The sequence below is a fragment of the Vibrio sp. 10N.222.49.C12 genome, assembly GCF_041475025.1.
In the GTDB taxonomy this organism is placed as follows: Bacteria; Pseudomonadota; Gammaproteobacteria; order Enterobacterales; family Vibrionaceae; genus Vibrio; species Vibrio crassostreae_C.
Genome location: NZ_JBFRVF010000030.1, coordinates 86,642 through 112,236, shown reverse-complemented (window position 1 = coordinate 112,236; position 25,595 = coordinate 86,642). Strand labels below are relative to the sequence as shown.

General features: G+C 44.9%; 24 protein-coding genes and 1 pseudogene. 16 read left to right on the top strand and 9 right to left on the bottom strand.

Annotation, left to right across the window (positions count from 1 at the left end; translation table 11 throughout):
- Window positions 1-21: 21 nt before the first annotated feature.
- Window positions 22-942, top strand: a pseudogene (locus AB4583_RS11145) (AraC family transcriptional regulator ligand-binding domain-containing protein); the annotation flags it as partial.
- A 4-nt stretch (window positions 943-946) separates the two neighbouring features.
- On the opposite strand, the gene AB4583_RS11140 reads toward AB4583_RS11145, so the two are convergent.
- Both AB4583_RS11140 and AB4583_RS11135 read right to left on the bottom strand, forming a co-directional pair.
- Window positions 947-1,897 (bottom strand): chromosome partitioning protein ParA, encoded by a 951-nt coding sequence (locus AB4583_RS11140; RefSeq protein ID WP_372117334.1) that lies wholly within the window; start codon window positions 1,895-1,897, stop codon window positions 947-949.
- A 39-nt stretch (window positions 1,898-1,936) separates the two neighbouring features.
- Window positions 1,937-3,271, bottom strand: a complete 1,335-nt coding sequence (locus AB4583_RS11135; protein WP_372117329.1) for a sphingomyelin phosphodiesterase — start codon at window positions 3,269-3,271, stop codon at window positions 1,937-1,939.
- Between the two features lie 414 nt (window positions 3,272-3,685).
- Here AB4583_RS11135 and AB4583_RS11130 point away from each other — a divergent pair, with 414 nt between their 5' ends.
- Window positions 3,686-4,207, top strand: coding sequence for a DUF2058 domain-containing protein (locus AB4583_RS11130; protein ID WP_010441213.1), 522 nt, complete (start codon window positions 3,686-3,688; stop codon window positions 4,205-4,207).
- A 128-nt stretch (window positions 4,208-4,335) separates the two neighbouring features.
- Here AB4583_RS11130 and AB4583_RS11125 read toward each other — a convergent pair whose 3' ends face one another.
- Together AB4583_RS11125 and AB4583_RS11120 are read right to left on the bottom strand one after the other, a co-directional pair.
- Window positions 4,336-4,557 carry a hypothetical protein gene (locus tag AB4583_RS11125; protein WP_017059142.1) on the bottom strand — a complete coding sequence of 74 codons (222 nt, stop codon included), beginning with the start codon at window positions 4,555-4,557 and terminating at the stop codon, window positions 4,336-4,338.
- A gap of 307 nt (window positions 4,558-4,864) precedes the next feature.
- Window positions 4,865-5,749, bottom strand: a complete 885-nt coding sequence (locus tag AB4583_RS11120) for a LysR family transcriptional regulator (RefSeq protein ID WP_372117327.1) — start codon at window positions 5,747-5,749, stop codon at window positions 4,865-4,867.
- Between the two features lie 132 nt (window positions 5,750-5,881).
- Here AB4583_RS11120 and AB4583_RS11115 point away from each other — a divergent pair, with 132 nt between their 5' ends.
- Together AB4583_RS11115 and AB4583_RS11110 are read left to right on the top strand one after the other, a co-directional pair.
- On the top strand, window positions 5,882-6,892 hold the full coding sequence (locus AB4583_RS11115) for an aldo/keto reductase family oxidoreductase (protein ID WP_017059146.1): 1,011 nt from the start codon (window positions 5,882-5,884) through the stop codon (window positions 6,890-6,892).
- A gap of 9 nt (window positions 6,893-6,901) precedes the next feature.
- Window positions 6,902-7,294: a heme-binding protein gene (locus AB4583_RS11110; RefSeq protein WP_017066157.1), complete on the top strand. Its 393-nt coding sequence runs from the start codon at window positions 6,902-6,904 to the stop codon at window positions 7,292-7,294.
- 112 nt (window positions 7,295-7,406) lie between these two features.
- On the opposite strand, the gene AB4583_RS11105 is transcribed toward AB4583_RS11110, so the two are convergent.
- Window positions 7,407-8,780, bottom strand: a complete 1,374-nt coding sequence (locus tag AB4583_RS11105) for an L-cystine transporter (protein ID WP_017059148.1) — start codon at window positions 8,778-8,780, stop codon at window positions 7,407-7,409.
- Window positions 8,781-8,965: 185 nt separating this feature from the next.
- Window positions 8,966-9,661: an NAD-dependent epimerase/dehydratase family protein gene (locus AB4583_RS11100; protein ID WP_017059149.1), complete on the bottom strand. Its 696-nt coding sequence runs from the start codon at window positions 9,659-9,661 to the stop codon at window positions 8,966-8,968.
- A gap of 718 nt (window positions 9,662-10,379) precedes the next feature.
- On the opposite strand from AB4583_RS11100, the gene AB4583_RS11095 reads away from it, so the two are divergent.
- The 11 genes from AB4583_RS11095 (at window position 10,380) to AB4583_RS11045 (ending at window position 21,506) form a co-directional block, all read left to right on the top strand.
- A complete protein-coding gene (locus tag AB4583_RS11095; protein WP_017068272.1) occupies window positions 10,380-10,991 on the top strand; it encodes a flavin reductase family protein in 612 nt (203 codons plus the stop codon).
- Window positions 10,992-11,049: 58 nt separating this feature from the next.
- Window positions 11,050-12,096 carry a nicotinate-nucleotide--dimethylbenzimidazole phosphoribosyltransferase gene (cobT, locus tag AB4583_RS11090; protein WP_017065520.1) on the top strand — a complete coding sequence of 349 codons (1,047 nt, stop codon included), beginning with the start codon at window positions 11,050-11,052 and terminating at the stop codon, window positions 12,094-12,096.
- A complete protein-coding gene (locus tag AB4583_RS11085) occupies window positions 12,096-12,902 on the top strand; it encodes an adenosylcobinamide-GDP ribazoletransferase (protein WP_372117324.1) in 807 nt (268 codons plus the stop codon). Before cobT ends, AB4583_RS11085 begins: the two co-directional genes overlap by 1 nt.
- A gap of 9 nt (window positions 12,903-12,911) precedes the next feature.
- Complete coding sequence (gene cobU, locus AB4583_RS11080) at window positions 12,912-13,532, top strand: bifunctional adenosylcobinamide kinase/adenosylcobinamide-phosphate guanylyltransferase (RefSeq protein ID WP_372117322.1); 621 nt, start codon at window positions 12,912-12,914, stop codon at window positions 13,530-13,532.
- Between the two features lie 9 nt (window positions 13,533-13,541).
- Entirely contained in the window at window positions 13,542-14,159 is a 618-nt protein-coding gene (cobC, locus tag AB4583_RS11075; protein ID WP_017059155.1) for an alpha-ribazole phosphatase family protein, read from the top strand.
- 139 nt (window positions 14,160-14,298) lie between these two features.
- The gene (locus AB4583_RS11070) at window positions 14,299-16,095 is read left to right on the top strand and encodes a M3 family oligoendopeptidase (RefSeq protein ID WP_372117321.1); all 1,797 of its coding nucleotides are present in this window, start codon (window positions 14,299-14,301) and stop codon (window positions 16,093-16,095) included.
- Between the two features lie 278 nt (window positions 16,096-16,373).
- Window positions 16,374-17,402: a succinylglutamate desuccinylase gene (locus tag AB4583_RS11065; protein ID WP_017059157.1), complete on the top strand. Its 1,029-nt coding sequence runs from the start codon at window positions 16,374-16,376 to the stop codon at window positions 17,400-17,402.
- A 133-nt stretch (window positions 17,403-17,535) separates the two neighbouring features.
- Complete coding sequence (gene btuC, locus AB4583_RS11060; protein ID WP_372117319.1) at window positions 17,536-18,531, top strand: vitamin B12 ABC transporter permease BtuC; 996 nt, start codon at window positions 17,536-17,538, stop codon at window positions 18,529-18,531.
- Window positions 18,518-19,276 carry a vitamin B12 ABC transporter ATP-binding protein BtuD gene (gene btuD / locus AB4583_RS11055; RefSeq protein WP_017068276.1) on the top strand — a complete coding sequence of 253 codons (759 nt, stop codon included), beginning with the start codon at window positions 18,518-18,520 and terminating at the stop codon, window positions 19,274-19,276. Before btuC ends, btuD begins: the two co-directional genes overlap by 14 nt.
- Window positions 19,277-19,334: 58 nt before the next feature.
- A complete protein-coding gene (locus AB4583_RS11050) occupies window positions 19,335-19,694 on the top strand; it encodes a DUF6559 family protein (RefSeq protein ID WP_017066163.1) in 360 nt (119 codons plus the stop codon).
- A 375-nt stretch (window positions 19,695-20,069) separates the two neighbouring features.
- A complete protein-coding gene (locus AB4583_RS11045; protein WP_029235557.1) occupies window positions 20,070-21,506 on the top strand; it encodes a lytic polysaccharide monooxygenase in 1,437 nt (478 codons plus the stop codon).
- A gap of 224 nt (window positions 21,507-21,730) precedes the next feature.
- On the opposite strand, the gene AB4583_RS11040 is transcribed toward AB4583_RS11045, so the two are convergent.
- The 3 genes from AB4583_RS11040 to AB4583_RS11030 form a co-directional block, all read right to left on the bottom strand.
- Window positions 21,731-21,964, bottom strand: a complete 234-nt coding sequence (locus AB4583_RS11040) for a hypothetical protein (protein ID WP_017068278.1) — start codon at window positions 21,962-21,964, stop codon at window positions 21,731-21,733.
- 59 nt (window positions 21,965-22,023) lie between these two features.
- Window positions 22,024-22,743, bottom strand: a complete 720-nt coding sequence (locus AB4583_RS11035; protein WP_017068279.1) for a hypothetical protein — start codon at window positions 22,741-22,743, stop codon at window positions 22,024-22,026.
- Window positions 22,744-22,841: 98 nt separating this feature from the next.
- A complete protein-coding gene (locus AB4583_RS11030) occupies window positions 22,842-23,681 on the bottom strand; it encodes a LysR family transcriptional regulator (protein WP_017068280.1) in 840 nt (279 codons plus the stop codon).
- Between the two features lie 193 nt (window positions 23,682-23,874).
- Here AB4583_RS11030 and gntH point away from each other — a divergent pair, with 193 nt between their 5' ends.
- Window positions 23,875-25,500, top strand: coding sequence for a guanitoxin biosynthesis MBL fold metallo-hydrolase GntH (gntH, locus tag AB4583_RS11025; protein WP_017068281.1), 1,626 nt, complete (start codon window positions 23,875-23,877; stop codon window positions 25,498-25,500).
- The last annotated feature ends 95 nt before the right edge of the window (window positions 25,501-25,595 follow it).

Sequence of the window (25,595 nt, the reverse complement as noted above, 5' to 3'; positions counted from 1 at the left end):
GACTTGTGATCAAGAGACAGACTCAATGATGTGGGTTTGCCGAACATGGATTGGCGAGACCCGAATGGAAAGCTGACTTACGCTGACAAGCTTTCGTTGTTTAGCGCGGCTAATCAGAGTTTTCCTCACGATGGTTTGGGGCTTTGGTTGGGAGAGCACGCTAGCTTGAGCCACTTTGGTGTGTTGGGTTATGCGCTATCAACCAGTCAAAATGTCGGGGAGGCCATCAAGTCGGGCTTCAAGTATTTGCGCCTGAACGGTCCTATCTTCTCGGTTAAATTGTTTCTAGATTCCGAGCAAGCAGTGATTCAGATTGAGAACACATTGGAAGTGGGCGATCTGCTTCCTTTCTGCAGTGAATATTTCTTGAGTTCAATCGTCTCTTTATTCAAAGAGCTGACTGGTCATGAGTTGGATATTCATATTTTGGCTTTGCCTTATACACGCACTAATTACGCCAAGCTCTATGACGATCGTTTCCAGTGCCCTGTAGTTTTTGAGCAGAGCCATTGTGAACTGCGTTTTGATGTATCGGTTTTGTCGCAAACCTTATTGACTCATGATGCAGCGACACTGAAGCGCTATCTTGCGTCTTGCCAGTCGATAATGGAAACGTTGGACTCTGAGCATCTGCTGACTAACCAGATCAAAACGATCTTTTATCAAACCGCAGGCAGTTTCCCGAATATTGAACAACTCGCGGATGAGTTTGGTTGTAGCTCTCGTACACTCAGGCGAGAGCTAGTGACCCATGCATCCAGTTACCAAATATTGCTTACCGAAGTTCGAGTGGAGCTGGCCAAAGAGCTATTACTCGGCACAACCATGAGCATTGATGACATCGGTGAAAGGCTCGGTTATAGCGACCCAGCAAATTTCAGAAGGGCGTTTAAAGGTTGGCTCAATAAAACGCCCGCTCAGTTTCGTGATGGTTTAAGTTAAGGCGTTACTTGCTAAAGAACTGCTCCCTGAAATCGGTGACTTGCTGTTGATAATAACTGTCCCAATCTTGTTGAGTCCAAGTGGCATAACTTGATGAGTGCTGAGAGTCTAAGGTTGCTTTGAGCTGATCCAGTTGCTCGTGATAACTCATCACGGTTTGTTGCTGTTGTGCGACTTGTTGTTCTCGCGCGGCAATGTTGCTGGCCTGCGCTTCATCTAAGTAGGCATCTTGAAGGTCGGCTTTGACTGATGCTACTTCAGCAGGGCTATACCTGCTGGGTATCAAAGATACTGCCAGTTCATATTTTTGAAGCTGTGTTTCGGCGTTTAACGTGCCCGTATTGTTTTGCCATTCACTAAGCAAATCTTGATAGTTGGCCAAAAACTGGCTCGCTTCGTTCTTTTCAAGGGTGTTAGCGTCAAGCGTAAAATCCAGATGAGCAAACTGGTCAGCGAATAGCTGGTGGGCCAACTCTCCCCATACTTGTTGTGCAGATTGCTTGAATAAGGCAACACGATCTTCAAGAGTCTCTATGGATTCAAGTGGGATAGTGCTTTGTGTTAATTGCCAGTCAGCCGATAGCTGCGGATAGTCGCTCAGTAACTCAAACCATATGCCCGGCAATTCTGATTTCAATCGTGCGAGTTGCTCTGCGCAGTCATCGCGTTGTTGGCAAAGCTTCCAGAACCCATCGAGTTCATCGAACAAAGCCTTGCCTTCAAGCTCACTCAAGTTTTCAGCAAGAATTTTACCGTCCAGTGCTCCGGCTTGGGCTTGATTGCTGTGCGATGCGGAGTTTTCCGAACTAGCGGTTGCAGTAGGCGTGGAATTATCGTCATTAGTTGTCGTAGAAACACGCGGCTTAGGTTCTGTGTGTTGAGCAGAAGATAGCGCTGTTTCGTTCGTTTTTGATGACCACGAATAGCAAATAATGCTCGCCGTTAAGACGAGCATTAGGATTAATATAACTCGATGCATTATTGGTTCACCGAGTTACTTGATCACGGCGCTAACAGGGAAGTGGTCTGAAAGGTTGTAGTGCTTCCATAACTCACTGCTTGTTGATCTTGGGACATCCACGCGATTGTCGTTATGCGTTTTGGCTGCATATTCCGAGCTTACTAACACATAATCGAGATACTCAACATTCTCACCACCCGACATAGGCTCTCCCGCAAAGTTGTTGATGCGTGGGTCAAAGGTAGAAGCGGTGTAACCTGAATATTGTGGCTCTTCAGCCTGCAGGTTAGCAAACATCTGTTGATAGTCGCCTGGGAACTTGAGCTTGTTCACGTTGAAGTCACCGCTGTAAACCACAGTTTCTGATGCCGGGATATTCAGAGACTGCGCCAGTGCACGCATCTGCTTGAATTGACGTTGTCGGTAATCACGAGCGGTGTCCGTATCGAATGATGCCGTGTGGGTACCGAAAACATGGTAAGCCTGACCATTCTTGATCACTTCCGCGTAGTTAACACCTTTATCAGCAAAGCAATCTGTGCCCGTGCAATCAGGGAAAACATACTGCGCTTCATTAACGATAGGATAGCGGCTGACAATGATCACACCACCGTCGTATATGTTAATCCCATCTTTATCGAGCATTTTAGTTTGATAAGGATACTCTTTCGCAAGCTCACGCAAGAACTCATCTCTGCCGTTAGCAAACACCTCTTGAAGCGCCAACACGTCATAGCCCTTTACATATTGAGGGAGTAGGTCATAGCGGTCACCAATATGTGAAGCGATGGCAGGCAGCGCCCAGATGTTGTAAGTCATGACCTTGAGTGTATTGGCATCCGGCTCTGGTTGCTCATCCACTTTTGGTGGGGTGATGGTGTAATAAATATCATCATAGCGCGCTGTAGAATCGGCTTTGAGGGCTAGCTCTGCATTGACCCCGAACGCATCGGTTGTGCTGCGATGAATATTACGATCGTCATGCAATGTTAGGTTGACGTCTGCGGCACTCAAACCATGTTGCAGTGTCGAGTTATACCAATGTCCCTTCATGGTTTGGTTGAGCGTGACACTTTCGCCCACAGCGTTTGATACCACAGTGTCAAACTCATAGGTCTTCCCAGATTTCACACCAGTCCAGCGGTTGAAACTTATCAGCTTCTTCGTCTCCCAAGGACCAATCTGTTCAACATGCTGTTGCCACTCATCACCGAGTTGAAGCAGGTCGGTACCAGTGTGGTTGGCTTGAATGGTCATCACTTGATTGGTGTTATTGGTGAGATACACGTCGGTGTCTGCGATCGCAGAGGTCGAAATGAATGAAGCTGATGCAAGTATTGCACTCAGGCAAGTCCATTGAGTTTTCATTTTCACGTTATCCTTACTGATTGGTTTAAAGAATAACGTAGTAAAGAGTTATGACATTGGAGTTATAACTCTATGGCATTTATTCAAATATGAGATATATGCCAAGGTTTTATAAAATTGATTAACCATTGAAAATTAACATATTGTCTTATCGGAATGATAAGTGGTACGCGCGCGAATAATAGGGTCAGTTAATGCTTTCGAGTCGGTGGAACAGCCAATATTGGCGTGCTTAAGTGAAAACTGTGTGTCGCGGTAAAGTGGAGGTTGTGAGCAACAAGAAGGGAATATGGACACAGCTTAGAGCTATCAGCATAAATTTTGCGATTGTTCTGTAATTTACTCTTGTTCAGTAAACAGAAACCTCAAAAACAGGTATGATAGTGCCGTTTTTAATCCTGAACTGGGAAAGTCATGGCAAAGTTAACACTCCAAGAGCAGATGCTTAAAGCTGGCTTGGTAAATGAGAAAAAATTAAAGAAGGCGAAGAAAGGCTCTAAAAAGTCTCGCGTTCAGTCTCGTGAAGCAAAAGCGGCAGCTGAAGAAACTAAACTGGCGCAGCAAGCGAAAGACAAAGAGCTAAACCAACAGTTGAAAGAACAACAGTTGAGCAAAGAAATTAAAGCTCAAGTGAAGCAACTGATTGAGATGAACAAGATCGAACAGAAGAACGGTGAGATCAAATACAACTTCACCGACGGTACGCTAGTTAAATATCTTTACGTAGAAGAGCTGACTCAAAAGCAACTAAGTAAAGGCATTCTAAGTATTGCTCGTCAAGGCGAGAGCTATGTTGTTATTCCAACAGCAGTAGCGAACAAGATTGCTATGCGCGACGAAGAATCTATCGTTGATACGCAGGCAGGTAGCACAGACGAAGTAGACGAAGATGACCCGTACAAAGACTTCGTGATCCCAGATGATCTAATGTGGTAATCCGTTTTACCTAGCTCCATTTTATTGGTTAGCTAAGTTTACAGGATCTAAGAATGCAGCGAACAATCACTCGATTGGCGCTGCATTTTTTTTGGCGCGAAATGACTTCAACAAATCTTGAATAAAGCTTAGTGTTCTGACATGCCGTAAACAAGGCTATCATTGGCACTTGCATGATCGATAAAATCGGTATTAGCGCGCTGTTCGTGTTGGTCATAGCCATCGAAGTAACAGTCGCCAATTTCATTGCGCGGGCAAACGTGAATGTGGTCTTTGATGACCAGTTCGGTAGAGCAGCATGGGCAGTGTTTTACATGTCCAGTGAGTACCGTAGATCGATTTGGTTTCATACATCCTCCTGATAGGCACTGTAATCTGATTGCCTATTTGCACCCTAAGTTACGCAAATTAGTGTGTCGTTATGATTTCATTTTTAAGTCAATGAAAAACGATTCGTAGAGTGAATGTTTAGGTATTAATGTAAATGTAAGAGCAAGAAAAAATAAAAGAACTAGGACGAGTAGGCTTGAAAGTAGATCGGCCATATAGTCGACTTTCACTGGTATCACATTCAGCCGAAGAGGTTGAAGTAGAGCTCGCTACGACGAATATGTTGGCCAGATGAAACCAACAAGCCCTAGTGAGCTGTGCATCATTTTATCGACTTAAGCTTTCAAAGTAATGCTGAACAAATTTAACGAACACTTGGTGTTTCTTTGCCGGATAAATAACTTGCGGATAGAACAGATAAATACTGTTGCCTTGTTGCAGACATTCATCAGTCAGCACTCGCTCTAACTCTCCAAGCTCGACCTCTTTCGCGACGTAATAACTTGCGATACGGATGATGCCACCGCCTGCCATAGCTTGTTGCTTAAGTAAGTGGTTGTCATTGCTTGAAAGCCAGCCGGACACATCAATATTTGCCGATTTTAAAGGCCACTCGGTTTGGTGCAGCGTTGCTAAGCATTGATGGTCATTTAAGTCGTTGGCATTGTTGGGGCGGCCAAACTGATCAAGATAGCCAGGAGTCGCGACTAAATCATGCTGATAGCTAATCAAGTGTTTCGCCACCATGTTGTCAGGTGGAGTATTGGTGGCACGAAACGCGATATCGATATCATCTTGATTGAGATTAAAGTTGGTGTAGCTACTGTTTATCTCGAAACGAATCTCAGGGTATTGCTGCCTAAACTGTTGGCAGATATCGAATAGATATACCTCAGTAAACATCTTTGGCGCAGTGAGGCGTAATAGGCCTTTGACGATGTCGTGTTGCTCAGAAACACTGCGTTCAAGCTGTAAGACTTGCGAGCGAATCGTTAAGCCTTGTTGTAACGCGCGTTCGCCTTCTTGGGTTAAACGAACACTGCGAGTGGTTCTGACCAAAAGCGGGCACTGTAAATCGTTCTCTAAACGTTTGATCTGTTCAGAAAGGTAGCTCTTAGAGATACCGAGCTTTTCGGCTGCCTTGGTAAAGTTGAGTTGCTGAGCAAGTTCTACAAACAGGATCAGTCGTTCAATTCTTTTGTGTTCGTTCATTCGCGCATTCCTACTAATCTATTGTTCGTCATATCAAACAATCATTTCGTAACTAGCATATTCTGTTTTTTAAAAAGAACAATATGATAGAGGCATATTTCTGGTCAGCAAATCTTCTAAGCGAGAATCGATATGACGAACAGCACTGAATCTACAAACAAAACGAATGACAAAAAACGTATCCCATTATCAAATTATCTACCGAATGTTGGGCAAATTGCCTATGGCTGCATGGGGTTAGGTGGTGGCTGGAACGACAACCCGGTGACGAGTGCGGATGTTGCTCAAACACGAAGCGTAATCGGCACCGCACTAGAATCGGGCATTAACTTATTCGACCATGCGGATATCTATACCTTCAGCAAAGCTGAGCAAGCCTTTGGTCAAGCATTACAACAAGCGCCTGATCTGCGTGAACAGATGTTCATTCAATCTAAGTGTGGGATTCGTTTTGAAGGCGAGGGCAATGTTGGTCGTTATGATTTCTCGGCTGATTGGGTAGGCCAATCGGTAGACGGTATTCTCAATCGATTGAATACTGAAAAGCTTGATGTGCTGTTATTGCACCGCCCTGATCCTTTGATGGAACTCGATGAGCTAGCAAGAACGTTAGAGAACTTAAAAGCGCAAGGTAAGGTCGATTATTTTGGTGTGTCGAACATGAACAGCCATCAAATTCAGTACCTGCAATCTGCGCTTGGGCAACCCATCGTCGCGAATCAAGTTGAGATGAGCTTAGCCAAATTGGATTGGTTGAATGATGGGGTGATGATTAACTCGCAAGGGCACCATCAATCAGACTTCGCCGCAGGCACTCTTGAACATTGCCAATTGAATAACATCCAACTGCAAGCTTGGGGCTGTTTGGCACAAGGCCGATTTGCTGAGCAAGGTTTGTATTCAGAACATGAAAACGTGAAAAAGACAGCGCACTACGTGGCTCAGTTAGCGAACCAATATGGCGTAGAAAGTGAAGCGATTGTGTTGGCATTTTTGCTTCGTCACCCTGCTCGTATCCAACCTGTAATTGGCACCACAAATCTAGAGCGAATCAAAGCTTCGGCAGTCGCGACTCAGATAAACCTGTCTCGTGAAGAGTGGTACAACCTATACGTGTACTCACGTGGTCAAGCACTGCCATAAGGAATGAATATGTTGAATCAAAAGATCGCGCAACAACTGGTGTCTAACGCTCTAGACATTGCTGAGCGTAATCAACAAGCAATCGCGGTGAGCGTGTGTGATACGCACGGTGAGTTACTGGCGTTTATTCGCATGGATAATGTGAGTGTTCAAGCCGGATTGTTAGCACAGAACAAAGCTTATACATCTGCAAGAGATAGACAGCCAAGCGGTAACTTAGGTGCTTGGGCGAGAGAAACTGGTAAAGACTTAAGTTACTGGACTGACCCAAAGATCACTGGCTTTAAAGGCGGTGTTCCCATTGAATTAAATGGGCAGGTGATTGGCGCTATTGGTGTCAGCGGATTAAGTGAAGACGACGATGAAGCACTTGCCGAAAAAGTCATTCAACTTGTGTTCTAAGCTGTTGCTCGTGAAGTAATGGAAGTTAGAAGTAACAGATAATAAAAAACCGATGCATGTGCATCGGTTTTTTTGTTTAACGAGACTCAAGTGCTTGAATCAATCGAACCCATTAAGCGTTCGCTTGTTCCAGATCTTGTTGCTTGTCTTTCTTGCCTAATAGGCGGCTTGTGATCGTACCGGCTGTCATAGCACCAGATACGTTAAGCGCCGTACGTGCCATATCGATAAGTGGCTCGATAGAGATAAGCAGTGCTGCAATCGTTACAGGAAGGCCCATAGCAGGAAGTACGATAAGCGCCGCGAACGTTGCACCGCCACCTACGCCAGCAATACCGAATGAGCTCACTGTGATAATAGCAATCAGAGACAGAATGAAGTTGATGTCCATTGGGTCGATGCCAACTGTAGGCGCAACCATGACTGCTAGCATTGCAGGGTAGATACCCGCACAACCGTTTTGACCAATCGTCGCACCGAAAGAGGCAGACAGGTTAGCAATCGCTGGTGGCACGTTTAGCTTAGTGATTTGAGCTTCAACGTTCAGTGGAATTGTTGCTGCAGAACTACGAGACGTGAAAGCGAACGTCAGTACAGGCCAGATCTTTTGGAAGTACTCTTTCGGGTTTACACCAACAAAAGAAACCAACACACCGTGTACGACGAACATCAGTAGAATCGCAACGTAAGATGCAACGATGAAACCCAGTAGGCTGAGGATGTCAGAAGCACTTGATGTTGCAACTACCTTCGCCATTAACGCTGCGATGCCGTATGGCGTTAGTGCCATGATCATCTTAACTAAGCGCATAACGATAGATTGTGACGCTTCAACGAAAGTACGGATTGGAGATTCTAGTTCTTCTTTCTCTGCCATCACTTTACGAGCAGCGATGCCCGTTAGCACACCAAAGATAACAACCGCGATGATAGACGTAGAGCGAGCCCCCGTTAGGTCTGCAAATGGGTTAGTCGGAATAAAGCTGATCAGCATTTGTGGAATTGTTAGGTCTGAAACGCTACCGATGCGGCTTTCAAGTGTTGCGATACGTGCTGTTTCGCGAGCGCCTTCTGTTAAACCTTCAGCAGACAGGCCGAATGCTTGCGTTACAACAATACCAACAATCGCAGAAATCGCGGTTGTTGCTAACAGTACAGAAATGGTGATACCAGAAATCTTGCCCAGTGAGCCGCCTTTTTCAAGCTTCACTACTGCTGCAATCATTGAAACCAATACTAATGGCATGATCACCATTTTCAGTAGGCCAACATAACCACGGCCAACAATATTTACCCAGTCTAGTGTTTCGTTGATGACCGGATTGCCTTCACCAAATAACAGCTGTAGACCAAGACCAAATGCGCTACCAAATACTAAACCGAGTAAAACGAGGCGAGAAAGTGTGTTTTCTTTTTTCTGCTGTCCGTAGAGAAAAAAGAGGATACCAGTGAATACCGCTAAGGCAGCGATAGCTGAAAATGACATTTGTTTTCCTTATAAATCTCTTTAAATCGATAGGGCGCTTAGATATATGGGCGCAAATACTGTTAGCTACAGTAGCGACCTGTAACAAAACTTAAAATAAGGAAAAGTAATTTATTAGAACGATTAGTAATATCCACTCAATAGGATGGGTGGATATTCAACATTGTGATGAATAGGTGAGCTTTTTAGCGATATTTTGCCAATAAATTGAGCATGTCACTTGACGAGTAAATTTCGATATTTTGGAAATTATTTTCGAATAACCGGAACAACATTGCTTTGGCTACGTCTTCCGACTGAATAGGGCGTAGGTTTTTGAACTTACCAAGCATAAATGGAGACAGCAGAGGAAAGACACTTTGCAGGAGTTTTTCATCAGCTCTAGGTTCATCACGCTCACCCACCAGAGGCCCAGGGCGTGCGATGAAAAGCTGCTTGAAGCCAATACGTTTTAAATTTTGTTCCATTTGTCCTTTACAGCGAAGGTAGTGCGAATAGGAATCTGGTGAAGCGCCATAGCTAGAAACGACCGCTACGCGTTGAACCCCAAGAAACTTCATCGACTGTGCGACTTGGCTAACCAGTTCCACATCGATTTTGCGAAGCGCTTCTTTTGATCCTGCCTTTTTCTTAGTCGTACCTAAGCAGATAACGCCAAGATTAGGCGTCGCATTCGTGTCATCCCAACTGGTAACTTGCAGGTCGCTGTGAATGAGTGTGTGGAGCTTGTTGGAATCAAACTGTGAATCTAACGCTCGGCGAGATAGGGCATAGATATGATCAACGGCGGGTTCATCGATGAGCAACTTCATCACATGATGACCAATTAACCCGGTTGCACCAGCCACCACGACCGATGTTTTGTCTCCAGAAATGCTCATTTTAATCCCTTCTTCACTCCACAAGTGCTTGTTTAATATAAACAGTGTTTGAATTTTAAGCGAATAAAAGTTTGTTAAACGAGTGGTCAGTATTATGTGGGGAGTCGCCCGTTTATGGAAAAAGAGATGATTTAGTTTGGCTCGACGCATAAGTACGGTCTGAAGCATAAGTACGATATGAAACATAATGGCGGTGGGAAAGATAAATGCGGTTTGAAACTTAAGTTAGGCGTTAAACATAACAAAGCCCGCTGGGCGACGGGCTTTGTTACTTTTCTTGCTTCTTACTAGGTAAAGGACAGTGGGATTTTCCTTACCTTTTTGCTAGCTTTCTTACTTGATTTATTTGGTTTTCTTTTACTTGAATTTGGAATCATTACACCTCCTAAATCGTTGTTCTGTTTTGTCTTTCAATCGATTGTCTTTCTTCGTGTAGCGTCAGTGTTGTGGGCATTCACTGTATGGGTACTTATCAATGGAGAGATTAATAAGTAATTTAGATAAAGCATAAACGATGCCAAAATGTAAGTTATTGATAAATCTATTATCAGTATTATTTGTGTTTTAGGGTTCGTCAATTTGACTGTCAATCTGAGAAAAAACCAGTGTGATCTGTTTAAATTAAGAACACTCTCTGCGGTTTCTGCCACATAGCCATAGATACAGACTTGCTTAACACGTAAACTGAGTCGTAATTCACATAGACCAAGGACGTGCTATGAACCTCAAGCTTGATACTCTTGCTCCCACTCAGATTTATCACCTGATGACACAAACCGTTGTTCCTCGCCCGATTGCGTGGGCATTGACGGAATCTTCTGACCAAGAGTACAACCTCGCGCCTTTCTCTTATTTCACGCCTGTTTCTAGTAATCCGCCGTTACTGATGTTATCGGTTGGGAAGAAGCCGTCCTGCGAAATCAAAGATACCACTCGTAATGCCCTAGAAACGGGTAAGCTAGTGATTCACATTGCTTCTTCAAGTTCTGCCGAAACCATGACGGCGACAGCAGCTACCCTTGAACATGGTGATTCGGAAGTCACCGCGAATAACATTGAGCTGGTTGAATTTGAAGGCTTCTCTTTACCGAGAGTGAAAGAGTGCGCGGTCGCTTTTGGCTGCACCTTATACGAAGTAAAAGAGGTTGGAGAGGTGCCACAAAGCCTCATCTTTGCTCAAGTCGAAACCGTGTACATTTCCGAAGACGTGATCGATAAAGAGAGTGAACGTCTTAAGATTGATGCGTTGGCATTGGACCCTTTGTCTCGCCTTGGTGGCGGTGAATACGCGACGCTTTCCAATGTGTTTTCTGTCGCACGCCCTAAGTAACAATCCTTAAGTAGCAGTCCCTAAATCAACGTACCCAGAATAAGCGTTTTTAAAAACTATGTTAGATACCCAATACTCGCAGTACATCCAACACCGAATTGACCAAAAAACCAAGCCACTCGGTGCCCTTGGTTTACTCGAAAAAGTCGCACATCAACTGGCATTGATTCAGAGCCAAGGCAAAGAAGCGGCGGTTGAACACATCGAATTGAATAAGCCAAGTATCATCATTTTTGCTGGCGACCATGGCATTGCTGACGAAGGCGTGAGTATTGCTCCAAGCGCGGTAACACAACAGATGGTGTTGAACTTCTTAAGCGATGGCGCGGCGATCAATTGCTTCTGTGCGGTGAATAATATCGATATCACGGTAGTCGACACGGGGATATTGTTGCCTGTGGAATCAGACAGTGACATGTTGATCTCTCAGCGTTTGGGTACGCGAACCAATAACTTTGCCAATGAAGCGGCAATGAGTTTAGAAACGGTTGAACGTGGGATTGAACTGGGTACAGATCTTGTATCTAAAACCATTTCGAATGGCACCAATATCATCATGTTTGGTGAAATGGGTATCGGAAATACCAGCAGCGCATCAGCGATCTTAAGTGCATTAGCGAATCGTGCTGCAGCGGAGTGTGTTGGCCTAGGCACTGGCATCAACAATGAACAGCTTGCACGTAAAGTGGCTGTGGTTGAGCAAGGTGTCGCGCGTTGCAAAGGTTTAGATGCGAATGAAGTTAAAGATATTAAAGAGGTACTCGCACAAGTCGGTGGCTATGAAATCGTTCAAATGGTCGGTGCTTTCCTTGGCGCTTACCAAAACAAAACCCCAGTATTAGTCGATGGCTTTATCGTGTCGGTTGCGGCGTATGTCGCGACTTTAATTGAACCGAGTTGCCGAGACTATATGATCTTCGCCCATCGCTCTGAAGAGTCAGGACACAAAATTCTGTTAGAGCTGCTCGACGCTGAGCCACTGCTCGATCTTGGATTGAGACTAGGCGAGGGCACAGGTGCTGCGCTAGCTATGCCAATCATTCGTGCGGCAGCCGAGTTCTATAACAACATGGCGAGCTTCGAAAGTGCTGGAGTCACGGTTTAATGAGTTATGCACCAGAAAGATCGTTGAAAGATCGAGTTACTTATCAGTGGGAGCTTTTTGCGCTGGCGATGGGTTTCTTTTCTCGCTTGCCAATGCCGAAAAACACGCCCTATTCTACAGAGCGAATGAACCGTTCTGGTCGCTACTTTTCAACGGTTGGTTTGTTGCTTGGTGTTCTGTGTGGCGGTGTGTTCTTGCTACTTGATGTGGTACTGCCGAGTGCAGTAGCGATCTTTTTGATGATGAGTTTTAGCCTGATGCTCACTGGCGCATTCCATGAAGATGGTTTGACTGATATGGCCGATGGCATTGGTGGCGGCATGACCCTAGAACGCCGTTTGACCATCATGAAAGACAGTCGAATCGGTACTTATGGTGCGTCTGCTCTGATTATGGCTCTGCTTGGCAAGTGGGTGCTGTTGAATGAACTCATAAGCATGACGGGACTGTTTATGGTAATCGTGACCAGTTATACCTTTAGCCGCGCGATTGCTGCATCGCTAATTTACGACATGCCTTATGTCAGTGATTTAGATACCAGTAAAAGTAAACCATTGGCCAACAAGCAAACCAAAGGCGAACTTGTCTTCTTGTTGCTGGTAGGCGTGCTGCCTAGCCTGTGGTTTGGTCTTGAATTCGCTTTGGTTTTATCTGTCGTCGCCTATCTGTTCAGAATAGGTTTTAAAACGTGGTTAATGGCTCGAATTGGCGGTTTTACTGGCGATTGCTTGGGGGCAGCTCAACAGTTGATGGAGTTGCTTACTTACCTTGTATTCATTACTGCATTTTACAATGGCTTTCTATAACGGCTTCCTATGACAAACACGAATCAAACTTTTCAAGCTAATCAAATTAATCAAGCAAGTCAGCGAAACAGCCATTTGGTATTGGGTGGAGCTCGTTCTGGCAAGTCGAGTTTTGCAGAGCAACAAGCATTATGTGCGCTTGAAGCATGTTCAAATGGACGCCTCAATTATATTGCGACAGCGACATATCTTGATGATGAAATGCGAGAACGAATCGCGCACCATCAACAACGTCGTGGCGAGCAGTGGATTGAGCATGAAGTACCCGTCGAATTAGCCGAAAAACTGCAGTCTTTTGAGAAAGAAGATGTGGTATTGATTGATTGCCTAACCTTGTGGTTGAACAACATCATCTTTGAACTGGGTGATGACGCAACTAATGAACAGGTTGAAGCCGTGGTTGAAGTATTGGTCAAAAGCGTCGAGCAAAGTCCGGCGCAAATTATCATGGTCTCTAACGAAGTCGGTTTAGGTGTGGTGCCGCTGGGTAAAGTGTCTCGCTTGTTTGTGGACAATGCAGGACGAATGAACCAAGCGCTAGCTCGCGTCGTTGAGCGCGTCACGCTGGTTGCTGCCGGATTGCCGCTGCACTTAAAACCATCTAATCACTTGCTTGATATTCAAGGCTAGGTCGCACACATGGTCAATGGAACAACCAAAAACATCTATTTGTTAAGACATGGCAAAGTCGAAGGAAAAGCTGCGCTCAATGGTTTATCTGATGTGCTGGTCAACTCTGATCTTCAAGAACAGATATGTGAGGCACTAACTACACAAGACATTACCTTTGATAGCGTGGTTAGCTCTCCACTAAGACGATGTGGTGATCTCGCGAGCTTGTTTGCAGAGCGTATGTCTGTGCCTTTATCAGTTGCATCGGGTTTTCAGGAAATGAACTTCGGTGAAGTAGATGGTGTCCCATTTGATGAACTTGAAGACAAGTGGGGAATGTTAGAAACCTTTTGGAAAGACCCTGCTAATCATCAATTAACTGGCGCAGAAAGTTTACAGAGCTTCCACGACAGAGTAACTCAAGCTTGGTCGCAACTTTTGAATGATTCAAGTGACAACATATTGTTGGTTACTCATGGTGGTGTGATTCGCATACTGCTAGCGCACTGCCTTAATATTGATTGGAAAAACCCGAGTTTGTACTCGAAGTTATCGATAGAAAACGCATCGATAACGCATATTCAAATCACTCAGTTTGCGCAGAGCTTTATCAGCGTTAAATCGATAGGGATACCTGTTCTCTGAGTGTTCAAAAAACACAGTTTAAGAATTAACAATCTTTTAGATCTGTAAATAGAAACAGAAATATAAATAGAAGTATAAAGCGGCGTTCACAGCCGCTATACCTGATTGGTATTACTACCTACGTGAAAGGAATTTAGTCATGACAACACCAAGTTGGGATCTAAGCATTGCTTATAGCGATCTTAATGATGCAAAAATCGAACAGGACATTGAACTCATTCAGCAGTGCATTGAGCTGTTGAACCTACACGTTGAAAAGCGTCATATCATTCTAGCGATGCAAAACGCGATTCAGACTTCAGAAGCGGCAGGTACGCTACTGAGCACAATTAGCACCTTTGCTAACTGTCACGCTTCGGTAGACGCGACCCACACAGAAGCCAAAGCGTTGCTTGGCCGTGTTGCAAAGCTTAACTCTGAAATGTCTCAAGCGTTTAGCCCTTATGAAGACACGCTGATTCACGCTGAACCAGAGTTTATTGATGCGGTTTTAGAACACGAGAGTGCAGATGTTGCAGGCCAACGCTTCGCGATTGAGAGTTCACGTAAGCTTTCAAGCAGCCGACTCAGTGTGGCTGAAGAACAGCTGTTAGCAGCAATGAAAGTGGATGGCCGTGATGCATGGGGTCGTTTATACGACAACCTAACGGGCTCTTTGAAACTGTCGCTAAAACTTGATGGTAAAGAAGAAGCGCTTGGTTTCTCACAAGCGGCGAGCTTGTTGTACGGCAGCGAATTCGACAAACAAGAACCAGCATGGCGCGCGGTTCAAGGTGCGATGAAAACGCACCAAGAGTCTTTTGCTTCGATTCTAAATGCATTGGCGGGTTGGCGACTGACTGAAAACAAAAAGCGTTCGAAGATTAGCGATGTGCATTTCCTAGATCCAAGCCTACACGGCAGCCGCATTGTGCCAGAAACGCTAGACACCATGATGTCGGTAGCGAAAGCTAATCGAGCTGTTGGTCAGAAAGCAGGTTTGTTAATGGCAAGAGTTCACGGGCTAGATGAAATGAAGCCATGGAACCACTTAGCTGCGATGCCGCCGCTGGGTGACGCTGAATCTAAGGTTTACCCATTTGATGAGGCGATCGACGTGATCAAAACTGCGTTCGCTGAAGTAAATCCAGAGATGGCTGATTTTGTCGCTTTGATGGTTGATAATGGTTGGATTGATGCCGCACCAGCAGCCAACAAACGTTTAGGCGCTTACTGCACTAAGTTTGCCGCGACACGCACTCCGCTTGTGTTCATGACATGGAGCGGTAGCCGCTCAGATTTAATGACATTGGCACACGAGTTAGGCCACGCGTTCCACAACTGGGTGATGAAAGACATGCCGTTGTGTCAAACACGCTACCCAATGACGCTAGCAGAAACCGCTTCGATCTTTGCTGAAAATATCGTTAGAGACCATTTGTTAAAACAAGCTCAAACACGTAACGAGAAACTTGAGATGTTATGGGAAGAGTTGTCTTCTTCACTCGCTTTAATGGTGAACATTCCAGTGCGTTTCGAATTCGAAAAAGCCTTCTACGAGCAGCGTGAAAAAGGTGAGCTAACGGCTCAGCAGCTGTGTGACTTGATGGAAACGACTTGGAAAGAGTGGTATGGCGATGCAATGACAGAAGCTGACCCTTACTTCTGGGCGAGCAAACTGCATTTCAGCATCTCTCAAGTAAGCTTCTACAACTACCCATACTTGTTCGGTTACCTGTTCAGTAAAGGTGTTTACGCTCAGCGCGATGCGAAAGGTGAGCAATTCTACGGCGATTACGTTTCGTTGCTTCGTGATACGGGCAGCATGATGGCGGAAGAAGTCGTTCAAAAGCACTTAGGAATGGACCTGACTCAAGCTGATTTTTGGCAACAAAGCATCGACATGGTCAAAGTTCAAATCGATGAATTTGAAAGATTGCTCGATCAGGAAGATTAATTGATCTCAATCTGTTCATAGCAGGTAAGAGCTGTGTTAGCTTACGTGGCTCTTATCTTGCTGGCATAACCTGAGAAAAGCCGAAACAACCAAAAGTCTCTTTAAATAGAGAAAGTTATTTGGAACAGATGTCGGTTAGTAAAGTCAGCAGGTAATATAAAAATATATGGGTAGTATTTGTGAGTGATAACGGAGTTTCTGTTGATAAGTGCGATCCTAGCAACACAATTTCTATGTACAATTTATTAACATACGGCCGTGCAATTAAGGAGTAGCGCATGACGAAGACCCTCTTTCGCCAATCATTTCTTTTTGACAGCCTAGATCTTGAGCAAGAAGTGTTTGCAGGACAGACCGTACTGAGTAACGGTGTTCAAATTAAGCTTCATCAACGCGGTGTCTTGGAAGTGATTCCCGCGGATTTTAATTCTGAAACCAAGAACATCATTTTTTCAACCGGTGTTCATGGCGACGAAACTTCACCAATGGAGCTGATCGATAAGCTCATTGAGGATATTGAAACAGGTTTCCAAGTAGTAAACGCGAGATGCTTGTTTATCATAGCTCACCCAGAAGCCACTAACGCGCATACTCGTTTTCTTGATGTGAACATGAATCGTCTGTTTGATGAAAAGCAGTACGAGAGCAATCGAGAAGTGGATATCGCGAAGAACTTGAAGTTCTTGGTGACTGAGTTTTACAAAGAAACGGAACCTGCCACTCGTTGGCATCTAGATTTGCACTGTGCAATCCGTTTATCTAAGCATTACTCGTTTGCAGTGAGCCCTAAAGTTCGCCACGAAGTACGCAGTAAAGAGCTGTTTGATTTCATTAACAGTGCGCACGTGGAAGCAGTGTTGTTGTCAAATGCGCCAACCAGTACATTCAGTTGGTACAGTGCTGAAAACTTCGAAGCGCAAGCACTGACAATGGAACTAGGGCAGGTCGCGAGAATTGGTGAGAACCAACTTGATAAGCTAACGGCTTTTGACTTGGCGATGCGTAACTTGATTGCTGAAGTTGAGCCAGAGCATTTACCTAAGCGAACCATCACTTATCGCGTGAGCAGAACCATTGTTCGTTTACATGATGACTTCGATTTCATGTTCTCAGATTCTGTAGAGAACTTTACCGCGTTCAAGCACGGTGAAGTATTCGGTCATGATGGTGATAAACCGTTAATGGCTAAGAATGAAAACGAAGCGGTGGTGTTCCCTAATCGTAATGTTGCTATCGGTCAACGAGCAGCCTTAATGGTGTGTGAAGTTGAAACGCGATTCGACCATGGTCAGCTTGTGTACGATTAATATCGACTCGGGTTTAAACGACGAAAACAACCGCTCAACTGGTTGAAATATCAAGGTTCACATTACGGTGTGAGCCTTGAGTTTATTTGGGGATACAGGTAAGGTTACGCGAACATTTTCAAAGTAGCTTGATATGGATTTCCAACAACTTCTTCACCAAAAACAGCGCAAATGGACTAGAGCCATTTATCTGATGGCAGCACTGCTTGTCGCGCTGAGTGCGATTTACCTAATGGTTGGCGATCTTTTCATTTCCCCTCTGGGCACATTGTCCACGTTAGAACAAAAACTACTGATTGATTTACGCTTACCTCGACTATTGGCGGCTATTGCTATCGGGGCAGGGTTAGCCGTATCTGGCGCAAGTTTACAAGTCTTATTGGGTAACGTATTAGCAGAGCCCGGTGTGCTCGGCATTTCTGGTGGTGCAAGTTTGGCGATGGTTATCGTGCTGTTCTTCTTGCCGTTTGCTCCGACTCCAGAACTGTTCATGATTGCCGCCGTTTTAGGCTCGCTCTGTTTCACCGTGATACTGGTGAGCATGGTAAAAACGATGCGACTCACCACGGCTAAATTACTGCTAGTGGGTGTCGCGTTAGGCATTCTTTCTGGCGCGATGGTGACATGGGCGTTCTATTTTAGTGATGACTTAAGTCTACGCTTATTGATGTATTGGCTGATGGGCAGCTTAGGTGGCGTCACTTGGTATCAACACTCGCTCACGTTGGTGATGATCCCCGTGATTATTTGGCTGTGCCTGCAAGGTAGTAAGCTAGATAAGTTAATGATTGGCGAAACGCATGCCGCACAGTTAGGCGTAAACGTATCGAGATTGCGCTGGCGTCTAATTTTCGCCGTGTCTATTTTAGTCGGCTGCGCGGTAGCTTTAGGTGGCGTGATCAGCTTTGTTGGCTTGGTTGTGCCACACTTGTTGCGTTTAGCGATTGGTACTGATAACAAATACCTTCTTCCTTTGTCTGCCGTTGCTGGCGCTGCGTTGTTGGTGTTTGCTGATATCTGTGCAAGAACCTTATTAGATTCCGCAGAGCTGCCTTTGGGTGTGATGACCACCAGTATCGGTGCGCCTATCTTCATTTGGATGTTAATTAAAAATCATGATTCAAATTAAGAGCCTGAGCGTCGGCGCTCGTTTATTACCACTATCATTTGAGCTCAAGCAAGGGCAGGTGACTCACGTTATCGGCCCTAATGGCAGCGGTAAAAGTACCTTGCTCGAAGCGATATCTGGAATTGGTGATGGTTACAAAGGCGATATAAAGATCGACGGGCAGGATTTGTCGGAGCTGTCTTTACAAGATTTATCATTGCATCGCGCTTACTTGTGCCAAAGCGCAAGGCCAGCCTTCAACTTAGAAGTGTTCCAATATCTTGCATTGTCACTGCCAAGCTCCTCACACGGCCTTGATGCTGAAATCAACGCAGCTTTGGAAGAAATCAGCCAGATGCTAGACATTGCAGACAAACTTCATCGCTCAATTCAGACACTGTCTGGTGGTGAATGGCAACGCGTACGTTTGGCGGGAATGTGCCTGCAAATTTGGCCGACACTTAACCCATACGCGAAGCTGCTGATCCTCGACGAACCCGCAGCTCCGTTGGATATTGCTCAAGAAGCCTTGTTGTACAAGCTCATTGAACGAGTGGCAGAGAAGGGCATCGCTGTGATCATGGCTAACCATGATTTGAACAGAACACTAAGACACGCAGACCAAGTGTTGTTGCTCGATAAAGGTGTACTTCAAGCATCAGGCTCAGCTGATCAAGTGCTTACCCCTGATCAGCTAGAGTCCGTGTTCAACACCGAAGTCAAAAGTATCTCAGTCGACAATCAGACCTATCTTTTGTTTGGTTAAAAGACTAATTAGTTAAGCTGCTCATTGGGTTTAAGGCGAGTTAGTAAAGGAAGCAAATATGTTTAGATACATCCAAAGAAGAAGAATCAAAAAGGTGATTAAGTCATTGTCTGCAAAGATGGTGAAGAGCTACGGAAGCCGTGATTTCTTCTCTATTGGGCAGGTTGAAACAAGTTCTCGTGAGTTGAGTAAACGCCAACAACAGATTGCTTTAGCCTTGTTTGCGGATCCACAAGATCTTGCTGTTGAATTAGCTCCAACTATTCAGTTGCTGCGTAATGATGTGTCTAATGACTTCTTTGGCGGAGAAGACTACACAGCGCGAGATGTACTTAATCTATTGGGTGGCGGCGGTTGGAAGGGCGGTCGTATGGACGATGACATGTCACATCGCATGGGCATGCATAGCCGTTATTAAATATCTTCTTACTACCTAACGCCTTTATATCCCCAAAGCGGCTTAATCATAAAGCCGCTTTTTTATTCATTCCGAATAATGTTCACTCAATCAACATAGAATACTGAAATGTCATAATTCGAAGCAACATCATCTATCTACAACGCATTTGTTTGAGTTGTGTGATGCTGATTCCTATTAATATAAAACCCGCTGTTATTGATAAAATTGACGTATATATTTTTCGTTGTTCTTTAAGTCGGAAACTATAAACCTTCGAATTACAGTGCTGGTTGGTTAGTAACCAATTGGTTTTGTGTTTAGGGTAAAATAATAGAGAGTGGGAAAGTGACAACAATAAATAATAATATTCTAAAAATAGCAGTGGGTATGGCTATGCTATCGAGTGTGCCGTCAGTGGCAAATGCTCATGGTTGGTCTGAGTTTCCAAGCGCGCGTCAGAACACGTGTTACGAGCAAGGCGGGATTTGGTCGGGTACACCACCTAATGCTGCGTGTGCTCAAGCAAAAGACATTTCGGGTTCATACCCGTTTGTTCAACGTAACGAGTACGCGAAAAATGTCCAAGATTTCAATAATATCAATGCTGTAAAAGCGGCGATTCCTGACGGCACGTTATGTTATGCCAACGATTCGCAAAAACGCGGCATGGGTGCGCCTCATACTGGTTGGACTCGTACCGAGCTAAATACTGGTACGTTTGAATATGTATTCAATGCGACAGCGCCACACAACCCTTCTTTCTGGGAGTTCTACCTAACGAAACCAAACGCGGACCTAAGCAAAGGCCTAGCGTGGGGAGACTTAGATCTTATCCAAGAAGAGGGTAACGTTCCGGTTAATGGCGGCAAGTACCGCATTAATGTCACTATTCCTTCAGACCGTTCTGGCGATGCGATTCTATTCGTTCGTTGGCAACGTGATGATGCTGCGGGCGAAGGCTTCTACAACTGTTCAGACATCACTATCGCGGGTGGCACAACCCCTCCACCAGAGCCTACACCTCAACCTGATCTAGTCCGTGGCGACCTGTTTGTTTCTGACCAGTTTGGTACGCCAGAAATTGGTGATACGGTTAAGTACGACATCATCAACAAGTACGGTGAAGTCGCGCGTAGCTTCGACATCGTTATCGACGCTTCAAACGTTAACGATTGGGCTCGCTTGTTGGCTTCAGAGATTAACGGCTGGCACGAAGAGTTTAAAGATGGCGCGATCTTCATTGGTGATTGGCACGCTGAAATGCAGCACTACATGTACTTCCAAAACGATCCTTCACGTAACTTCTTTAACTCAAAAGATAGCCGTGCTTCTGGTCAGTTAACACTGATTGATGGTGGCGACGGTGGTGTTGAACCATTAAAAGGCGACATCTACGAGCTAGTGAAGAGTGACAACGTAGTGAATGCTGGCGACAAAGTTGTAATTTCAACAAGCGAAGCGGCGACATTGACTCAAACTCAAGGTACTTCTGTAAGCATTCAAAATAACGGCACGGCTTCTATCGTAGTTGATACCACTGGCATCACTGCAAACGAAACTTTATCGTTTATGGCTAGCTCGATTGAAAGCGACAGTTTTGAAACCTTCACTTTTGAAGTAATTGCTGATGACGGTGGCGTAACACCAGACCCAGACCCAGACCCTACGCCAGATCCAGGTACGTGGGACTCATCAGCGACTTACCTTGGTGGCGAAGTCGTGACTTACTCGAACCAGTCATGGAAAGCACAATGGTGGGTTCAAGGTGGTACTAACCCTAAAGCGACTTACGAAAATGACAAATGGGGCGTTTGGCGTCCAGCCAACTAATCTTAACTATTGTTAGTTAATTAGCCTTGCAATAATAACCAAGACACCACACTTTTTGACGAGTGTGGTGTCTTTTTTAGCGTCTGCATTTGCGGTTTTGAATGTCATCAGCCTAGAAAAAGTGATTCAGGAACGGAGTCTTAATCACTCAGCACGGCTCTATAACAAGATGAGAGTTATATAGAAAACAAGAGCTATATAACGTTTTGTAATGTGTTGAAGAATTATTCCAGAGTAAGGTTTTGCTTAATCTCATCGTTAAGATACCCCTGATCAAAATCTGGTGTCATGAATTCGACGAAGGAGGAGTCTAGATAGCTGGTTTCTAGATAACTCGGCTCTAGATAATGGGAGTCTAAGTGATCAGCACTTACGTAGGTGGGAATCGCAGAAAACAAAACGATACTGATCGCTGCAGCGATATTAATGGCTTTGTTACGTTGAGAAGTAATTTTCATAGTAGTGCCCTCGAAAGGTGGGCAAATCCATCTGCCTATGAGAATTGAATCTGAGATATTTAGAAGTCGTAAGACAAACCAAGTGTGATGATGCTGTCGTTGTCGATCGGGCCCATCGATTGGCCGTTCAAGTAAAGGTCACCTTCGTTGGTGTTGAAATAGGTGTATTTCACGTAGGGTGTCCAGTCGTCGATGCTTTTAGAGAGAACGACTTCGTGCTCATTGGTACGGTAGTCGCCTTGATGAAAGATTACGTTGTCATCGTTGTGGGTAAACCCGCCATTGGATCCATCACTGTTTTCGTGAGTGTATTGATAAGCTAAATCCCAGCCTGCGAGTGAGTACCCCGCACCGGCGATGAACTTATTGGTGTTGATCGTGGTGTCGCTTACATTCTCGAGTACTTGCCCTGACTGGTTATATCCCAATCCACCGAATACATTGAAGTTGTCGTTCACTTGATAATCGATAATACCTTCGATTAATAACTCTTCACCGTTGTCCCATTTACCGAGTTCACCGTATAGGTTGAACGTGAAGGATTCGCTGATGTGAAAGTCGTGTCCGTAACCCGCGGCTAGCCAACCCTGGTCATCAAAACCTATATAGACTTGTCCATTTTCTGAGGTATCGATTAATGCGCCAGCTTCTGTGGTGTAGACACCGTTATCAGCAGCATTAGAGGCAACGTTTTGTTCGATGTAAACTTGAGTCGAAGTCGCAAACGCTGCGCTGCTGAGTAACGTAAGTGGTAGAGCAATAAGGTTAAGTTTTTTCATGGATTCTCCAGTGTCGTTCTATTGAATTAACTTGCTAGAGAGTATGTGATTAAACTGAATTTATATTAATAGGGTTAACTTTAGTTAAAACCTCAGTTTCATTTATGTTTCCTTAATGCTGATTTGATTGCTTCACGGGTTTTGATGTGCTGTTCGTCTTTAGCGTAGCGGCGGTGATAGAGCATTCGAAACGTGATCGGTCTTAATTTGATGGGGATAGGGTGAACGCGTAAGCCAAGCGCTGGTGCAAGCATTTCTGCAAAAGAGCGAGTAGAAGCGGCGATATAATCTGTCGTGCTTGCCAAAATCAGCATGCTTGAAATTGAGCTGGTTTCAATTCTGACTTTTCTCGGCTCGATATCGCTCTCTGATAAAAACTCGACCGTGTTCATGTTGGCGCGTTTGATCTTGAGCGCAATATGTTCCTCTTGGAAATACTCTTCTTTACTTAGTGTCTCACCAATTCGAGGGTGGTTGATTCGAGTCAGACACACGGGCTCCTCATCGACGATGGTTTCTTCAATCAATGAGTGTTTCTTACTCGAAAGTACATCAATGACGATATCTACTTTTTGTGCAGTAAGCGCATCAAACAGTTCTTCCTCTTCGAGTGGCGCTTCCGTAAAGCTTACGCCTTCAACCTGGCTAACGAAATGAAGCAAGCTCTCTGTGCAATAGACTTTAAGGTCATTCTTTTGCTGCTCAACCGTTCCAATGATGTTCAATGGGTCTTCTATCTTATTAGCGAGTGATACCGCTGCTCCAGTGGGCGCGATACCTCGTCCTTCTCTCACAAATAAAGCCTTGCCCACGACACCTTCGAGTCTCTTAATCGCCGCGCTTACCGCGGGTTGAGAAATATCGAGCTGCTCTGATGCCACGGTGATAGAGCTGTGTTTGTAAACGGCCAAAAATGTCGTCAGTAGATTAAGGTCCAAATTCAGTTCCCTCTATTCTTATTGCCACTCATCCAAATCATGGTGGAGTTATCATTAACTCATAAATGAAATGGAGGTTTTAAGTAAAGTTTACACTATATATCAAGGTTCTGTTTATTAATAAACTTGTTTGCATCGGAGTGAGGAAGGAACTTCATTCATTTACTAAATACTCAGACCGATAGGTGAAACTATGAGAACTTTCGCAAAATTATCAATCATCTCTACAGCAATGATCATCACGACAACCGCTTTTGCTGCTGACCCAATGATGCAATACAACACCAAGCAAACTAACTCTGATATTCAAAAACTCGAGAAATTTGAATATCACGAGGGTGAAACCCTTGAAGAGTATCTGAGCACTCAACCTAAGGGGAACTTGTACTCTTCAGAAGAAGAGGTGCTTTCTGTGTTAATGGGCGGTGTAAACAATGGTGACTATCGCAAAGAAACCAATTCAGGTTGGAAAGAAGGCCTGATGTTTGAGGGCATTGCACCTTATGGCGATCACATGGTGTCGGGCGCCAACTGGTTCCCACGCACGGAAGAAGTTCAACCGGATGAAATGCGTGTCACGTTCATGGGGACATCACCAATGATTCGCCCGGGGCAGGCAAACACCTCGATATACGTCGAATTGGGTAACGGCTCTAACTTTGTCTTTGATTTAGGTGAAGGATCAATTGCGAACTACGTAGCGGCGGGTGTCGCGATGAATGAACTCGACCATATCTTCATTACTCACTTACACGTAGACCATTACGGCTCGTTACCTTATCTGTATCAATTTGGTGGTTGGAATGGTCGCTGGGAAAAGCCGCTTAACATTTATGGTCCGAGTGGTGCGACTCCAGAATATGGCACTCGTCATATGATTGAAGGCATGCAGCAAATGTTGAACTGGCACACCGACGCATTTGATGTGTTCCCATCAGGCAACGACATAGTGGTACACGAGTTTGATTTCCGCGACGACGGAGGTGTTATCTATGACCAAGACAATGTGGAAGTGATTCACTGGCGACGCAGTCACGCAAAAGATGGCGCGTCTGGTTACCGCTTGAATTGGACTCAAGATGACGGTCGAGTGCTTTCGTTTGTTTGGACAGGAGACGGTCGCCCAACCGAGTTGGATTTGAAATACGCAAAAGGTGCAGACTTGTTCATTACTGAGCTGCAAACCGAAACGTTCGGTGTGTCTTCGATTATTCAAGGTGTGCCGCCATTCTTAGCACGTTACACCGTTGATACTCACCATACACCAGCGTACGCGGCGGGTTATGTGGCGAATGAAGTACAACCGCGCTTGTTCATGACAACGCACATGACATTCGACCCATATCTCAATGAGGAAACCGTTGCAGAGGTTCGACACCATTGGCAAGGGCCTTACCACTTCGGTGCGCCAGATGGCATTGTCGTTAACATGACTAAAGATAATGCGTGGGTTCGTGAAGGTATTTTACCTGATTTCCCGAATGCGCGAGCGCCACAATTTGATATGGCCGATGGGTCTGACTTTAGAATCCCGCTGCCGAAAAACAGCCGTGAAGACATACAAGAACAAGAGATTCGTGATTTAGAGTTGGATCCAAAACTGTACTACCCAGAAGGCTACCACCCAGAGCTGTTGACTGAGTGGCCAGTCGACCGTGACATCGTGATCCCAGCTGAACAAGTACCAGAAGCAATGAAGCAAGGTATGAACACCAAGCAAGAATACATGGATAGAGTGCGTGCTCACCACAACCTTGAGCGCAAGTCGGTAAGTCGTCCAACTGAGCCTGGTGAAGGAGCAGGAACCGACAACAAATAGGGTATTTGCAGTGAGGGCTGATATTGCCCTCACATCCTAAAAAGTTAGGTAAATAAACCCATTCTCTTACTCAATCATAAAAACTATTGCTTACA